The 15,763-nt window shown below is 64.7% G+C and carries 15 protein-coding genes; all 15 read right to left on the bottom strand.

Features of this window, described 5'->3' with window-relative positions; all coding sequences use genetic code 11:
• Positions 1–193: 193 nt before the first annotated feature.
• The 15 genes from ACN0T5_RS00110 to ACN0T5_RS00180 all read right to left on the bottom strand — a co-directional run bounded on the left by ACN0T5_RS00110 (position 194) and on the right by ACN0T5_RS00180 (position 15,757).
• The gene (locus tag ACN0T5_RS00110; protein ID WP_417766579.1) at positions 194–1,831 is read right to left on the bottom strand and encodes a bifunctional metallophosphatase/5'-nucleotidase; all 1,638 of its coding nucleotides are present in this window, start codon (positions 1,829–1,831) and stop codon (positions 194–196) included.
• A 268-nt stretch (positions 1,832–2,099) separates the two neighbouring features.
• The gene (locus ACN0T5_RS00115; RefSeq protein WP_417766580.1) at positions 2,100–2,933 is read right to left on the bottom strand and encodes a FecR family protein; all 834 of its coding nucleotides are present in this window, start codon (positions 2,931–2,933) and stop codon (positions 2,100–2,102) included.
• 126 nt (positions 2,934–3,059) lie between these two features.
• Positions 3,060–3,299, bottom strand: a complete 240-nt coding sequence (locus tag ACN0T5_RS00120) for a DNA gyrase inhibitor YacG (protein WP_417766581.1) — start codon at positions 3,297–3,299, stop codon at positions 3,060–3,062.
• 53 nt (positions 3,300–3,352) lie between these two features.
• Positions 3,353–4,159 carry an SDR family NAD(P)-dependent oxidoreductase gene (locus ACN0T5_RS00125; protein WP_417766582.1) on the bottom strand — a complete coding sequence of 269 codons (807 nt, stop codon included), beginning with the start codon at positions 4,157–4,159 and terminating at the stop codon, positions 3,353–3,355.
• Positions 4,156–5,691 carry an AMP-binding protein gene (locus ACN0T5_RS00130; protein ID WP_417766583.1) on the bottom strand — a complete coding sequence of 512 codons (1,536 nt, stop codon included), beginning with the start codon at positions 5,689–5,691 and terminating at the stop codon, positions 4,156–4,158. Before ACN0T5_RS00130 ends, ACN0T5_RS00125 begins: the two co-directional genes overlap by 4 nt.
• A gap of 114 nt (positions 5,692–5,805) precedes the next feature.
• Positions 5,806–6,489, bottom strand: coding sequence for a Maf-like protein (locus tag ACN0T5_RS00135; RefSeq protein ID WP_417766584.1), 684 nt, complete (start codon positions 6,487–6,489; stop codon positions 5,806–5,808).
• A 54-nt stretch (positions 6,490–6,543) separates the two neighbouring features.
• Positions 6,544–6,762: a translation initiation factor IF-1 gene (infA, locus tag ACN0T5_RS00140; RefSeq protein WP_224807306.1), complete on the bottom strand. Its 219-nt coding sequence runs from the start codon at positions 6,760–6,762 to the stop codon at positions 6,544–6,546.
• A gap of 114 nt (positions 6,763–6,876) precedes the next feature.
• A complete protein-coding gene (locus ACN0T5_RS00145; RefSeq protein ID WP_417766585.1) occupies positions 6,877–7,329 on the bottom strand; it encodes a low molecular weight phosphatase family protein in 453 nt (150 codons plus the stop codon).
• Between the two features lie 5 nt (positions 7,330–7,334).
• Positions 7,335–7,832 carry a UPF0262 family protein gene (locus ACN0T5_RS00150; protein ID WP_417766586.1) on the bottom strand — a complete coding sequence of 166 codons (498 nt, stop codon included), beginning with the start codon at positions 7,830–7,832 and terminating at the stop codon, positions 7,335–7,337.
• A gap of 105 nt (positions 7,833–7,937) precedes the next feature.
• The gene (gene hisD / locus ACN0T5_RS00155) at positions 7,938–9,233 is read right to left on the bottom strand and encodes a histidinol dehydrogenase (RefSeq protein WP_417766587.1); all 1,296 of its coding nucleotides are present in this window, start codon (positions 9,231–9,233) and stop codon (positions 7,938–7,940) included.
• 75 nt (positions 9,234–9,308) lie between these two features.
• Complete coding sequence (locus ACN0T5_RS00160; protein ID WP_417766588.1) at positions 9,309–9,746, bottom strand: DUF2948 family protein; 438 nt, start codon at positions 9,744–9,746, stop codon at positions 9,309–9,311.
• A 154-nt stretch (positions 9,747–9,900) separates the two neighbouring features.
• Complete coding sequence (locus tag ACN0T5_RS00165) at positions 9,901–13,299, bottom strand: PAS-domain containing protein (RefSeq protein ID WP_417766589.1); 3,399 nt, start codon at positions 13,297–13,299, stop codon at positions 9,901–9,903.
• A 169-nt stretch (positions 13,300–13,468) separates the two neighbouring features.
• Positions 13,469–14,569 carry an isocitrate/isopropylmalate dehydrogenase family protein gene (locus ACN0T5_RS00170; protein ID WP_417766590.1) on the bottom strand — a complete coding sequence of 367 codons (1,101 nt, stop codon included), beginning with the start codon at positions 14,567–14,569 and terminating at the stop codon, positions 13,469–13,471.
• Positions 14,570–14,675: 106 nt separating this feature from the next.
• On the bottom strand, positions 14,676–15,470 hold the full coding sequence (locus ACN0T5_RS00175) for an N-acyl homoserine lactonase family protein (protein ID WP_417766591.1): 795 nt from the start codon (positions 15,468–15,470) through the stop codon (positions 14,676–14,678).
• Positions 15,467–15,757, bottom strand: a complete 291-nt coding sequence (locus tag ACN0T5_RS00180; RefSeq protein WP_417766592.1) for a putative quinol monooxygenase — start codon at positions 15,755–15,757, stop codon at positions 15,467–15,469. Before ACN0T5_RS00180 ends, ACN0T5_RS00175 begins: the two co-directional genes overlap by 4 nt.
• Positions 15,758–15,763 lie beyond the last annotated feature (6 nt).

A 15,763-nucleotide genomic window follows, 5' to 3' on the forward strand; every position in this document is an offset into this window, starting at 1 on the left:
GAGCCGAATTCATGTTCAAGAACGCGGCGAGCTTACGTTAGGCGAGTTGCGGGAGTCCCGGCCCTTGGCCAAGCCCGCAGGAATTTCCATCGGGATGTTGCATTCATGGCACAAAAGGCAGGCGGCCAGGGCGGCCGCGCGCGTGGTGTGATCAAAATGCAGTCAGTATCGCGAGGACGAAAGCCCGCGCGCCCTACTCGACCTCGCGCGAGCGACCTTCCGTGAACGGCGTGTAGCCATCCTGGAGCGCGCCGATATAGTCGGCGACGACCACCTCGAGCCCGGGTCCGAAGTCGTAGGCGTTCATGCCGGCCTCGGCGAACACCTTGTAGCCATCGCCACCGCGGCGCATGTAGTCGTTGGTAACGACGCCATAGGTCTTGTCCGGATCAATCGGCTCCCAGCCGTTCTCGCCATTCACCTCGACCTGGATGATGCGGCCGTCGCCAGGTTTGCGGGCCCGGGTCCAAGAGTAGCGGATCCCGGCAACCTGCGGGAACCGTCCAGCCCCCTCCTCCACCCGGGAAACGCCGTTTTCCAGCGCCGCGATGACATCCTTGCCCTTGAGCTGGAACGTCGCCAGCGCGTTCTGGAAAGGCAGAACTGTCAGGACCTCGCCCATGGTGATGTCGCCGCCCTCGATCGAGGCGCGAAGCCCGCCTCCGTTCTGGATGGCAATCTGGACGCCTTGCGCCTTCGTCCGCTCGAGCATGGCGTCGGCAACGAGGTTGCCCATCGGACACTCGCCGGCACGGCAGGTGTCGCGCGAACCGTCGATCATGCCGATGGCATTGCCGATCACCCGGGCACGAACCTCGTCGAGCGGCGCGGCAAGCTCCGCAAGCCGCGCGGCCACTGCCTTGTCGGCCGGAACGGAAGCATCAAGAAGGATCGGGTTGCCGCTGGCCGAGGTCACATTGCCGGCATCGTCGAAAACGACCTCGATCTCGCCGAGGAACTTGCCATAGGCATAGGCCTGGACGATGGGAACCTGCTTTCCGGACGGGTTCTGGACAAGCACCGGATAGGGACCGGCCGCCCCCTCGAACGTGTTCGACAGGAGGGTGTGCGAATGGCCACCGACAATGACATCGATCCCCGGCACGCGGGAGGCGATCTCCATGTCGCGCGGCAGGCCCATATGGGTGATCGCGACAATCTTGGTGATGCCCGCGGCCTCCAGCCCCTCGACGGCGCCCTTGAGGTAGTCCTCGGCCCGCGAGAACAGGACATTGGGGCCCGGCGACGAGGTTTCCACGGTATCCTCTGCAAGGGCGGACACGATGCCGATCCGCTCGCCGCCAACCTCCAGCACCAGCGTGCCGGGCACCTTGCCCTTCAGGGCCGGTTCGTTCTCCACGTTGATATTACCGGACAGAACGGGAGCATCGACCTTGTCTATGAAATCGGCCAGACCCTTGGGCCCGTCGTCGAACTCGTGATTGCCGACGGCCATCGCGTCGAAGCCGATCATGTTCATGAACTCGGCCGCGGCAGCTCCCTTGTAGGTGGTGTAGAAGAGCGACCCTTGGAACTGGTCGCCGGCATCCAGCGTCAGCACGTTGCGGCCGGCGGCGGACAGGGCGGCGCGCCGGTCGTCGATCTTCGCCTTGATGCGCGCGATGCCGCCGAAGCATTTGCCTTCGGTTTCGTCCTCGCTGCTGCAGGTCGAATCGTACTTGTTGATGGCCTCGAGGCGGGAGTGCAGATCGTTGATATGCAGGATCGTCAGGGCGTAATCGGCCCGCGCAGTCGTCATTCCCAGGACCGAGGTTCCGCCAAAACCGAAGGTCAGCGCCAAGGCGCAGGCACCAAACATTCCCAGCCGCATGTCCGTCGTCTCCCAGGTCATCCTTGTCGGGGCCCCTCTGGAACCGCCAAGGCTACGCAAACGAGCGGACACCGGAGCCGTTGAGCCCAGCCTGCCGGCACCGGATACGCGCCATGGTGGCAGGTTCGGGAAATCGCCCTTGCCTGTCGAGACTGCCAGCTTGCCGGAGGGATATCAACAACTCACCGGACGTCGGCGGTCCTGCCTGCCCGACATTCACAGGTACGGATGCGCCTGCCGCGGGGCCGCGGCGGGAGAAACCGTCCTGTCAGCAGTAGTAGCCGCAATACTGCTTGGTTTCCTGCAGGATCACGGAGTTGGCGTAATTGAGATCAAGCAGGCCGCGCGGCACCTGGCGCTGCCCCAGAACAGGTCCGGGGAACTGCGGCAAGGGAGCCGAGTCCAGTGCGGAGTTGACCTGCGAGAACTCCCGCAACTGGCCATTGCCCGGCCGATTGCCTGAAGGTCCGTTGCCCGACAGGAGATTGTTGACCATTGCAAGGATCGCTTTCGGTGTCCGCTGCGATATCCCGCCCCCGCCGGACGGCACGATGGAATAGCCCGGCCGGTAGACCCTGGTTACCTTGCCGTTGCGCCCGGTGAAGGTGAGATCCTTGCCGAAAAGGAAGGAGTAGATCGTCTGGTCGCCGCGGTCGACAAGATTGGCCATGCCGCCACGCACACCGATCGTTCCCTGACGGGTGTTGATGGTCACGCCCTCGCGGTTCTTGGATATCTTGCCGCCGACATAGCGCGCCACGCCGCGCCCGAAGGTCGCGACAAGCTTGCCCTGCCCTTGCGCCGGCCGGTACACGAACTCGTCGATCACCAGGCTGGAATTCGGGCCGACGACGAAATTCGAACCGTCCGCCAGAAGCACCTGAACGAGACCGGAGGGCCCGGTCGCGATATGCTCGCGGTTGAACATCTCCTTGCCGATCCGCACCGTCTTCATCGCAGCGCCGCCAACCTGGCTTCTGGCGCTCTGGTTGACCGCGCTGGCGACCCCGACCCTGTCTGCCGCCGCGGCACGACCCGCCTGCGCGGAAACAAGCGATCCCGCGACGAACGCGGTGGCGAGCAGACGGACGCACAAGGTCATTTCAAGGCTCCTGTCGGGCGGTTTCTGCCGGAACGGGCGGACTTTCCGGATCCTGAAAGTCAGCCTACTTCCGGCCCTGCTCCCTGTCGGTGATAATGATCACACTATGGCGTTACCGCCCATAGGTCATCGATCGCTGTCATCACGGGCATCGATCTCGGCGAGTGCGGCCAGATCTTCCGGCTCGAGTTCCACAACGGGAACGCTATAGCCGCCGGAGAGCCAGCGATTGAGGTCGACATCGGCGCAACGCGCCGAGCAGAACGGCTTGAACCGTTCGATCGAAAGCTTGTTGCAAACCGGGCACGGCCGGGCGCGAAAATCCGTTCGCGAGGATTTGCCGGACTGGCCTTCCACTGGGGGCATCTGCAATTCCTGATAGTCGACAACAAGGCCGCCGGACGGCAGCCAACCTGTCCTCAGCTATACTTTAGCGTGATGCCGCCGTCGACCACCAGCGAATGGCCCGTGATGTAGCGTGCATCGTCGCTCGCCAGAAACAGGGCTGCCCGGGCAACGTCCCAGGCATCTCCCATGTGGCCCATCGGCACCTGGCCATCGCGCTTGCGCCACATCGCCTCGACGTCTCCGTCGCCATAGACGCTGGCAAGGCCGGCGGCATGCTCGACCATCGGGGTCTTCATCAGGCCGGGCAACACCGCATTGATCCGAATCCCCCGAGACGCATATTCGACGGCCGTGGTGGCGGTGAGGTGATTGACCGCAGCCTTGGAGGAATAATAGGTCGAATAGGCAACGCCGGTGTAGCGGAGCGAGGCAATGGACGAGATGTTGACGATCGAGCCGCCGCCGCCCCGCTCCATCACCGGGATGGCGTGCTTCATGGCGAGGAAGACGCTCTTCAGGTTGACCGCATGGACCCGGTCCCATTCGGCCTCGTCGAGTTCGACGACACCACCCACCTCCGCAATGCCGACATTGTTGTCGAGCACCTGCAGCCCGCCGAAGCGATCGACGGCAAGCTGAACGGCCGCCGCGACCTCGCCGCTCTTCGTCGCATCGCAAGCGATGGCAACGGCCTCGCCGCCCTCCTCCTCGATCAGGGCGCGCGTTTCCTCGGCTGCGGCCGCACTGATATCGGCGCAGACCACCCTTGCACCTTCGCGGGCGAAGAGCACTGCCGTCGCCTTGCCGTTGCCCCAGCCGAGGCCGACCGATCCGGCGCCGACAACGAGCGCCACCTTGCCTGCCAGACGTCCGCTCATGCCGTTCCCCCCTCTTGCAGGTCGTCGTTTCCCGCCACGCGCCGCGCGTCCCTGGAGCGCAGTTCCGTCTTCAGGATCTTGCCGTAGTTGTTCTTGGGCAACGCCTCGACCCGGACATAGTCCTTGGGGCGCTTGAACCGGGCGATCCGTTCCAGACACAACGTATCGAGTTCACCGGGTTCGGCCTCGCCCGCATAATAGGCGACGACACTCTCGCCCCATTCCGCGTCGGGGCGCCCGATCACCGACACCTCGCGCACGCCGGGATGGGTCAGGAGCACCTCCTCCACCTCGCGCGGATAGATGTTCGTGCCGCCGGAAATGATGACATCCTTGGAACGGTCCTGCAGCGTCAGGTAGCCGTCAGCGTCCAGCATCCCCACATCGCCGGTGTGCAGCCAGCCGCCGGCGAGCGCTTCTGCCGTTGCCTCGGGATTGTTCCAGTAACCCAGCATGACCGTATCGCCGCGCACCAGGATCTCGCCGCTCTCGCCATGCACCCCGTTGGCTCCGTCGATGCGCAGCTCGACGGCCGGGTTCGCGATGCCGGCCGTGCCAAGGCGCCGTTCCCAGTGCGGGTGATCGCGATCGGCAATGTCGGCCTTCGACAGGACCGTTGTGGTCATCGGCGTCTCGCCCTGTCCGTAGATCTGTGCAAACCGCGGACCGAAGCGGTCGATCGCCCGGATGGCATCGGCCACATGCATCGGCGCCCCGCCCCAGATGAGCGTGCGGATGTTGTCGACCTCGGCCTCCATCCGGCATTCGGTCAGGCGCTTGATCATGGTGGGCGCGGCAAACATCGACAGGCGCTTCGTGCGGGAAACGACCCCCAGCACCTCCTCGGGCTCGAACCCGCCGGACGCGGCAACGGCATTGACGCCGAAGCGCATGACATGCGCCATCGCGTAGAGGCCCGAGCCATGGCTCATGGGGGCCGCGTGAAGCAGCGTGTCGCCGGGTCCGGTGGGGTCGACGTCGGTCAGGTAGGCATAGCTCATCGTCGCCAGATTGCGGTGACTGAGCATCGCGCCCTTGGGCCGGCCGGTGGTTCCCGATGTGTAGAAGAGCCAGGCAAGATCGTCCGGCGCCGCATCCGCGAGAGGCAGGGGATGGCCGGCGACGAGCGTCCAGAAGGCCGGGCTGCCGAGCGGCACGATATCGCGCAGGGCTTCGGGTGCGTGGGCAGCGACCTCGGTCTCCATCCCCTCGCTGACGAAGACAAGACGCGCCCCGCTGTTTTCAAGGATCCAGCCGATCTCCGCACCGTGCAGCTTGGCGTTGACCGGTACGGCGGCGAGGCCCGCCCACCAGATCGCGTAGAGCGCCTCCAGGTAGTGGGGGCCGTTCTTGGCGACAATCGCGACGCGATCGCCTGTTTCAAGGCCGTAGCGACCACGCAGGGCACCGGCAAGCCGGGCGGAACGACCGGCGAAATCGCGATACGTGGCGACGGGTTCACTCCCCCTCGCCAGTGCCGTCTGTTCGGGCCGAGACCGGCCGGCCCGCGCCAGCCAGGCAGCGAGATTCATGTGTCCTCCCATCCGTCTTGTCGTTCTTGCCGGGTCACGCGAACGCATGCCCTGCGCATTTATCGCAGGGAAGAGACGGCAAGGCCAAGCCGAAAACAACGAAAGGGGATGCTGTCAGGGACGGATCCGCGCCGGATCCTGCCAACCGTCGAGAACCGGATACTTGAGGCCCGCCAGCATGTTGACGGTCTCATGCAGCGGCAGGCCGACGACGTTGGAATAGGAGCCGACAAGCTTCGCCACGAAGGAACCGGCAAGCCCCTGGATGGCATAGCCGCCTGCCTTGCCGCGCCATTCCCCGCTTGCCAGATAGGCGGCGATCTCGGCACGGGACAGTTTCTTGAAGCGGACCCGCGTCTCGACAAGGCGCTGGCGCACCACATCCTTCGGCGCACTGATGCAAAGCGCCGTGTAGACGCGGTGGCCGCGCCCCGACAGAAGCTGCAGGCACGCCTCGGCCTGCTCATGGGTCTCGGCCTTGGGAAGGACGCGGCGTCCGACCGCGACAACCGTGTCGGCGGCCAGCACAAGCCCGTCGATATTGGCTTCAACGCGGTCCGCCGCCCGCCGGGAGACCTCGGCCTTCGTGCGGGCCAGCCGCTGGGCCAGCGCGCGCGGCGTCTCGCCCTTGCGCGGGCTCTCGTCGATATCCGCCGGCAGCAGGCTGTCAGGGTCGATGCCTACCTGTTGCAGCAGGGCCAGGCGGCGCGGAGAACCGGAGGCGAGCACGAGCGTCGGGCGGCCGGTATCCTGCCGGCCCCGCGAGATGTCGTTCTGGTCGGGTGAGGGAGCGATCATCGGACCGCGTTCTTCCTGTCGCGCGGCTGGCGGTGACGAGAGGTCACGCCGACCTTACTTGAAACGATAGGTGATGCGACCCTTGGTCAGGTCGTAGGGCGTCATCTCGACGAGCACGCGATCGCCCGCAAGCACGCGAATGCGGTTCTTGCGCATGCGGCCGGCAGTGTGGGCAATGATTTCATGTTCGTTTTCGAGTTTGACGCGAAACGTCGCGTTGGGGAGCAGTTCCGTAACCACCCCCGGAAATTCGAGGACTTCTTCCTTGGCCATATGGATTCCTGATTAGCGAGCCAGATGTGGCGGGAACCTAGCGGATCGCATCGAGAAAGGGAACAGGCTGGATTCGCGGAATTTCGCCGGTCTCCGGCGCAACCCGGACGCGGGTCAGCCCCCGGGGGTCGACGTCCAGCCGAAGCGCTTCTTGATCCGCGTCATCAGCATGTCGCGAACACTGCGGTAGCTGTCGAGAATCTGTTCGCGCGAGCCGGTTGCAAGCGTGGGGTCAGGCGTGGGCCAGTACTCGACCTCGACCGCGTCCGTGCGCGTCATCTCCAGCGCCTTGTGATGCGCTTCGGGCGCCAGGGTGATGACCAGGTCGAAGCCGGATTCGTCGAGATCCTCGAAGGTTTTCGGACGATGTGCCGACAGGTCGCACCCGATTTCCTCCATCACCGCGTCGACGAAGGGATCAGGCTCGCCCTCCCGCACGCCGCAGGACTTCACATAGACCCGGCCGGGAAACAGCTTGGCGAGGATGGCGGCTGCCATCGGCGAACGCACAGCGTTCATGCCGCAGGTGAAAAGCACCGCACCGGGCGTCGTTCCCGGCCGCGTCACGCCTCCTATCCTTTCCAGTGCAGGGCGCAGACGAGCGTGAAGAGCCGTCGGGCGGTCTGCATGTCGACACGTATCTTGCCTTCCAGGCGCTCCATCAGGATGCGCGATCCCTCGTTGTGAACACCGCGACGGCCCATGTCGATGGCCTCGATCTGGCTCGGCGTCGCCGTCTTGATCGCCTCGAAATAGCTCTCACAGATGAGGAAATAGTCCTTCACCACCTTGCGCAGCGGCGTCAGCGAAAGAATGTGCGTGACGACGCGTTCGCCCGTCTCGCCCGACACGGTGAAGACCAGGCGTTTTTCCACCAGGGAGAGATGCAACTGATAGGGGCCCGAAGTGTCGTCGACCGGCTCGAACTCGTTGTCCTCGATCAGGTCGTAGATCGCGACCGCCCGCTCGTGCTCGATATCGGGCGTGGAGCGGGAGATGGACCCTTCGTCCAGCTGAACGGCGACGAGGCGCGCCTTCTTCGCTTCAGCCTTGTCCGGCAATGCCGTCATCATTCGATCCCGCCTTGCACACGGCCGCCGGCAGGCGCCCGAACCCCTTGCCTTCAACACCTAGCCCGGCATCCGCCGTCCCGACAAGGGTATCGCGCGGCTCCGTCACAAATTGAGGCGGATGGCGACCGAGCGCCCATGGGCGTCGAGACCTTCCGCCTCCGCCAGCGCGATCGCGGCGGGCCCCAGTTCCCGCAAGGTCTCCGCCGTGCAGCGCAGGATGGATGTCCGCTTGACGAAGTCGAGAACGGAAAGACCGGAGGAAAAGCGTGCCGAGCGCGCCGTCGGCAGGACATGGTTGGACCCGCCGATGTAATCGCCGATGGCCTCCGGCGTGTGGCGGCCGAGAAAGACGGCACCGGCGTTGCGGACCCGGTCGAACAATGCGTCGGGATCGGCCACCGCGAGTTCGAGATGCTCCGGCGCGATGGCGTCGACAAGGGCCGGCGCCTCGTCAAGGGACCGGACCGTGATCACCGCGCCGAAATCGGCCCAGCTCGCCCCGGCCACCTCGCCGCGCGGCAAGGTCGCAAGTTGGCGTTCGACCGCCGCTTCGACCGCGGCCGCGAAAGCCGCATCATCGGTGATCAGGATCGACTGGGCACTGACGTCGTGCTCCGCCTGCGACAACAGATCGGCGGCGATCCAGTCGGGATCGTTCTCGCCATCGGCGACCACCAGGATCTCGGAGGGACCGGCGATCATGTCGATGCCGACCGTGCCGAAGACACGCCGCTTGGCGGCCGCGACATAGGCATTTCCGGGGCCGACAATCTTCGAAACGGGCTTGATCGACCCGGTTCCGAAGGCGAGCGCCGCAATCGCCTGCGCCCCGCCGATGCGGTAGATCTCCGTAACCCCGGCCAGGTGCGCTGCGGCAAGCACCAGCGGATTGAGAACCCCGTCGGGGCTGGGGACGCACATGACCATGCGCGACACGCCGGCGACACGCGCGGGCACCGCGTTCATCAGGACCGAGGACGGATAGCTTGCCGTGCCACCGGGCACATAGAGGCCGACGGCCTCGATCGCCGTCCAGCGCGATCCGAGTTCCACGCCGATCGGGTCGGTGTAGCGATCGTCGCCAGGCATCTGGCGGGAGTGATGAGCCGCGATCCGGTCGCGCGCCAGGGTCAGCGCCTCAAGGGTCCGCGCATCGACGCGGGCAAGTGCCTCCTCGGTCTCCCGCGGCGTCACCGCGAGTTCCGCCATCGATGCCGCGTCAAGCCGGTCGAACCGCTTCGTATAGTCGAGAAGCGCGGCATCGCCGCGCGCCCGCACATCCTCGATGATGTCACGAACAGCGGCATCCACGTCCGCCGACGCCTCGCGCTTGCTCGCCAGAAGCGTGTCGAACCTTGCGCCGAAGTCAGGCGCGCTGGTGGAAAGGCGGATAGCCAATGGTTTTCACTCCGCAAAGAAACCTGTCGGGACGACCTCCCTCATCCGTGCCGGGGATGCGAAAGGCGAAGCTGGTCAGTCGAGCTGATGGCGCGGCTGGTGGTCCGTTGCCCAGGCAGCGCCCAGATCGGCGAGTTGCGCCTCGATGCATTCCACCGAGAAGGACAACGTTCCCCCGCCGGCGAACAGCAGGTCGATACGGCCGGCCGGCGCGGTGGTGGGCGTGAAGCTGACGGCAAGGAGCGACAGGACGGCATCCTTGGCATCCTGGCGAATGTTCTTCGCCTTGAGCTCGCCTGCCCGGGCAAACGACAGGGCGGCACGGCGGCGCTCCTTGGCATCGCGCGGGCGGGTCGCCTCCTTGTCCCAGGCGAAACGGTTCATGGCGACGACCAGATGACGGTCGCGCGGATAGTATCTGATGTCGCCAACCTTCAGCACCGCGTCCTGCACCTGCGCGGAAATGACGGCGAGGTCTTCCTCGTCAAGCGCGGCGAGTTTGAGCTGCGGCATCGGCAAGCCACCTCATTGATCGGGTTCAAATCCGCACGCCCGGACCGGGCAAGGGTTCCGCTCTTACCTAATCAATTCGCACGGCAAAGCAACAGGCGAGTGGCAAGGTGGCGGCGGAAACACGGAAGGGATCGAAGGACGGCGGGTCCAAGCCTCAGGCGACGAAGCGCAGAGCCTCGGCCGGCTTAGGCGGCCCGAACAGTCGCCCGGTTCCCTGCACGCAACCGACGGCATGCAGCAAGGCAAGCTGCTCTTCCGTGTCCACTCCGTCGACGCTGACATTCACGCCGAGCGTGCCGGCAACGGAAGTCAGCGCCCGCAGGACCATCTCGCCACGCTCGCCCGCCAGCACATCGTTCAGCCCGGCGCGGTCCATTCTCAACGCATCGAAACGGAAACGGCCGAGCAGGCGAAGCGAGGAGGAGTCCGATCCGAAACGGTCGAGCACCAACCGCACGCCGATGCCGCGCAAGTTCCGCAGCTGGCGCAACGCATCCGCCGCATTGACCAGGAAATAGCCGTCGGACACCTGCAGTTGCAACCGCAAGGGATCGAACGACCTCTTTTCGACGGCGGCCGAAACGATGGCCGGCAAGGATTCCAGGCCAAACTGCCGGACGCTCAAGTCAAGGGCGACCAGGTAGTCATCCGGCCATGCCGTGGCACTCTCGACAACGGACCCGATCAGCGCCGCGGTCGAAGCCTCAAGCGCGGCAACGTCCTGATAGGCATCGGTTCCGCGTGTCTCTTCCGGTTCCGGGCTCCGGCTTTCCACGGCGTGATAGCCCCTGACCTCCGACGTCCCCAGACAGACGACGGGTTGGAACATCACCTCCGGCATCTCCACGGACGCGGCAGGCACGCGGGCAATAGACGCCGGACGGCGCTGCGAATGCGCAACGGGGACCTGATTGTCCGCCGGCCTGTCGGCAGTCCGGTAGACATGGAAATTGTTCCGGCCCTCGTTCTTGACGGCATAAAGCGCCTCGTCGGCCTTGCGCATCAGTTCGTTGATGCTTGCACCATGCGTGACTGGGGCGATGCCGATGCTCACCCCGATCCGCACACCGCTGCCGTCGATGACGAATAGCGGCTCCATCGCCTCGAGTATGCGCCGGGCGATGGTTTCGGCCAGACCCGAGGGCCAGGACATGCCGGACGCAGAGGAAAGCACCACCGCGAATTCGTCGCCTCCGACGCGCCCCACGATGTCGCAATCTCGTACGCATTGCCGGAGACGCTGGGCCACTTCACGCAGCACCTGGTCGCCGGCATTGTGGCCAAGGGCGTCGTTGACGGGCTTGAAGCGATCAAGGTCGATCAGCATGAGAATGCCGGTACATGTTCCGGACGACTCGCCCTGCTCCCGCGCTTCCGGACGCGCGACGAGGTCACTCAGCAACTCGTTGAGATAGGTCCTGTTGGCAAGCCCGGTCAGCGTGTCGTGGCGGGCAGCGTAGAGCACCTGGTTGGCGGCGGCCTCGCGTTCGGTGACATCCTCGTGCGTGCCGACCCAGCCCCCGTCCGGAAGCGGTGCATGGACAGTCGAGACAATGCGACCGGACCGCAGCTGGAAGAGCGACCTGACCGTCTCCCCTGCCGCCAGCCTGCGCCGCAGGTCCGCGACATGCCGGTCGACATCTTCCGGGGTTTCGCCGCAGCTCCCTTCCGTACAAACAATCTCCTCCAGCCTCAAACCCTGGCGCAGGTCCTTCAGGTGACGCTCGAAGAGCCAGACATAGTTGTCGTTCCACAGCAGCAGTTGCCCGTTCCTGTCGAAGACGCTCACACCCTGGTTCATGTTGGCGAGAACGGTTTCAAGCTCGTCGGACTTTTCCCGCGCGAGCCGCTCCTTCTCGATCAAGCGATGCTCGATCTGCTTGCGGTCGGTGATATCGAGAAACGTGGAAAGCAGCCCGCCGCCAGGAAGGAACGTGCCACGAACGTCAATCACCCTGCCGTTCGGACGGCTGCGCTCGTAGCCGTGCGTGTTGTTGCTGAGGATCGCCTCCAGCCGTTCCCGGGTCAGTCGTTCGACGTCGCCGGCACCGTATTCGCCCCGCTCGGCATTCATCCGAACGTAGTCCTCAAGGGATGGCCGGTTCGCCAGATACCCGGGCGCCACATCGAGAAGAACCTCGAAATTGCGGTTCCAGCCGGCAACTTTGTGATCCTCGTCGAAATAGACCACCGCGCCCGGATAATTCTGGAACACGCCTTCCAGGGTCATGGCCTGGCGTACCATCTCGGTGATGTCACCCAGCGAGATGACGACGCCCGTTTCACCGCCGTCGGCAGGGCTGGCAAAGGGTACGGCATTGAGGTTGAACCATCGCAACCCACGACCGTCGGCAAGGTTGAGCCCGGCCACCGTGTTCGACAGTCTGGAAGGGTCGGAGGCCCCGTCGGCGAGCAGGTTTCCAAGCGACACCTGGTCACCTGACTTGTCGACGAAACAGAGCGCAAGATCGGACAACGACGTTCCGGTGAGGTCCTGCGTATCCATGCCGAGCATCGCCAGCGCGGCCGGATTGCAGGAAACAACCGCTCCATCGCCGTCGACGACGAGGACCCCTTCCGACAGCGATTCAAGCGTGCTGCGATACAGCAACTCTGAATGCTGCAGCCGCAATTCGGCCGTCTTGCGGTCCGTGACATCGCTGATCGCACCGATGATGCGGATGACCTTGCCGTCCTGGCAAATCGGCCGGCCAATGGTGCGAACCCAGCGCTCCCGCGCCCGGGCGGTCAGAAGCGGCAACTCCAGGCTGAACGGCTGCGCCTCTTCGCATGCGGCGCGGATCGCCTCTCTCAAGAGCGGCTGCGCCTCAGGTGCATAGAACCCGATTGCCGCGTCGATATCCGGCACGTAGCCGTCAGCAACCTCGTGGAGTGCCCGCGCCTGGTCGGTCCAGGAGAACTCCCCGCGCCCCAGGTCGATATCCCACCCGCCAACACCAGAAACGCTGGTTGTCTGGGCGATCATCTCCGACTGCGTCTCGACCAGGGCGCGCTGGCGGGTTGTTTCCTCCCGCAAACGGTCCGCCTCTGTGGCCCTCGCGTGGGACTGGATCAGCCCCTCCACGGCCGTTGCCAGCCGGCGAAGCTGATCTATCTGTGCCTGCGAGGGAGTTCGGGGCCTGGTATCGATCACGCAAAGGGAGCCGAGCATATGCTCGCCATCCAGCGTCAGCGGACAGCCTGCGTAAAAACGGACACCGGCTGAGCCCGTGACGAGAGAGCTGTCGCGGAAACGTTCATCAGCCAGCGCGTCCGGCACGATGAGCGGTTCGGATTCCAGGATGGTATACCGGCAGAAGGCCACATCGCGACTGGTGCCGTCGATGTCGAGCCCGCAGCGCGCCTTGAACCACTGTTCGTCCTCGTCGACCAGCGTCACCAGTGCCACGGGGCAATCGAACAGTGTCGCGGCGACCTCTACGATCGCGTCGAATTCCGGACTCCGCACGGAATGCATGATCCCGAGGCGGTGCAATGCCTGCAGGCGGCTCTTCTCGTTATGCGGCAGCGGATCGGTTGGAAGCGCGTTCATGGGTGCAGTATGCATGGAAGGAGTAAACGCTTCCAAACAATCACCGGAAAATTGTAGTGAATGGCACCCCGATTCTGCCTTGTTTTAACGAAACAGGCCAGCAAGGCAATATCGTGATTTTTACGAGGTCCCTCTGCCGTGGAACAGACCCGCGATCGGCCTCCTGGTTTCAGCGCGCCATTCCGGCCCGGTTGACCAGATCAAGCACCTGCCGGGTAACGGCTACTGTCCCCATGTTCCCGCCGAATTCCATTGGTCGCAGCAGGTTGCCGGCGAACCCTGTCTCGACAGCCCCGTCAATGAGGGCTGCTGCATCGGCGAGCGTGGACCGTTCCAGCTTTTCGGACAGATAGTCCAGCATCAGCGCGCCACTCAGGATCGCAGCCAGCGGGTTGGCCTTGTCATGGCCCATGATGTCCGGCGCGCTGCCATGGGCGGGCTGGAACATGCCGGTCTCGTCGCCGATCTCCGCGCAGGCTGCCATGCCCATCCCGCCGACCAGTCCGCCTGCGAGGTCGGAGAGAATGTCACCGAACATGTTCTCCATGACCAGGACATCGAAATCCCAGGGTCGGCGGATGAGGTCGAGTGCCTGCGCATCGACATAGTTGTGGCCGGCGGAGATATCCGGGAACTCGGCGCTCACCTCGTCGAAAATCTTCCGAAAAAAGGCCAGCGAAGTGAAGACATTGGCCTTGTCGACGCATGTGAGCTGGCCAGACCGGCCGCGCTCGCGCCGCTTGCGGGCGAGCCGGAAGGCGAAACGATGCAGCTTGGTCGTCGTCTTGCGGGTGATGCGGAGAATGTCCTGAACCTCGTCGTCGTTGACGACAAGGCTGCGCCCATGGGCGGCGGCCGAATAGAACAGACCCTCTGTCGATTCCCGCAAGATGATCAGGTCGATGCCGGAGGCACGCGGATCGGCAAGACGCTGAGGTGCATTGGGATAGGCGCGGACCGGTCGGACGCCGGCATACAGGCCAAACCGGTCCCGCAGGCGCAAATGCGGTGATATCTCGGTTCCGTCGGGGTAGCGGACGCTCGGCAGGCCGATTGCGCCCAGAAAGATTGCGTCCGCCTGCGCCGCCCTGTCCTCGGCATCGGCGGCGATATCCCGGCCGGTTTCACGGTAGTAGGCCGCGCCGGCGTCGATCTCGTCCATGCTCGGCGCCGGCATGCCGACCTTTGCCAGGGCGGCCTCCACAACCGCCATCGCCGCTTCGGCGACATCAACACCAATTCCGTCGCCTTTGATCAGGGCAATTCGCATCCCGTCCCTCATGCCGTCAATTCCCGTATCGCGCCGGGAACGCACGTCGCTCCCGGCAGGCTTTCATGCCTGCGCAAGCCCGCATGGGCCTGCACTTTTCTTTTCTTCACGTCCCCGCCCCTTGCGGCCCCACGTCCAGCCGGACGATGTGGTCCGCGCCGTCGGCCGGGAACAGCGACCGCACCAGCGGGTCGTGACCGGGGATTATGAGATCGGGAGAACTCGCAAGCTCATGCAGCCTGTCGAAGCCGACCAGCATGTCCTGAAGGTCGACAACGATGGGGAACGGTTTTCGCTCGCGGAAATTCTCGTAGAAATGCGAAGCGTCAGAGGCCAGGCAGAGCCAACCCGACTGCGTCAGTACGCGCACCGCCTGCAATCCCCGGCTATGGCCGCCGATGCGGTGGACCGTCACGCCGTCACGTACCTCGCCATCGCCGTCGTGAAAGACGACCCGCCCGGAATAGACCCTGCGGACGGCCTCGCAGACATGCTCGGCGGTGAAGGGACCATTCAACACGCCGTGGCACATGCAGGGCCCGGTCGCATAGGCCATCTCCGCCGCCTGCAGGTGGATCGTTGCATTCGGGAAATGTCTCAGGCCGCCGGCATGGTCGTAGTGCAGATGCGTGACGATGACCGTCGAGACCGTCTCCGCCGAGATTCCGAGCGGCGCAAGCGCCGCGAGCGGGTCCAGCGTCACCGGACGGCCGCGCCGACGGCCCTCCTCCTCGTCATAGCCCGTATCGACAAGGATGTTCTCGTCGCCCCGGCTGAGCACCCAGATGTAATAGTCCATGGGGTGGGGGGCATCGTGGTTGTCGTCGAAGATGAAACTGTCGAACCGCTTGCGTTGGTTGCGGTCGGCATACTTGACGGCCCGGACCTGCCATTCGCTCATGACACCACCTGCCCGAATGTGAGCACGGTCTTGTCCGCCACCATCCCGCCGACTGCGCCGTCGAAAGCGACGAAATGCGCCGTCTTCATATGCGCCTGAAAGGCCGCCTCGTCGTCGTACAACTCGTATAGGAACACCTGGTCGGGCCTCGCCGGGTCGGTGCACACGTCGAACCGCCTGCATCCGTCCTCGGTGTCCACGGAGGCCCGGGCATTGGCCTCGACCAGCGGGCGGAAGCGTTCCGCCGCGCCGGCATGCAATGTGAAACTCACTGTGACTGCAAACATTTCCGG

The sequence above is a fragment of the Stappia sp. genome (genome assembly GCF_048261845.1).
Classification (GTDB): domain Bacteria; phylum Pseudomonadota; class Alphaproteobacteria; order Rhizobiales; family Stappiaceae; genus Stappia.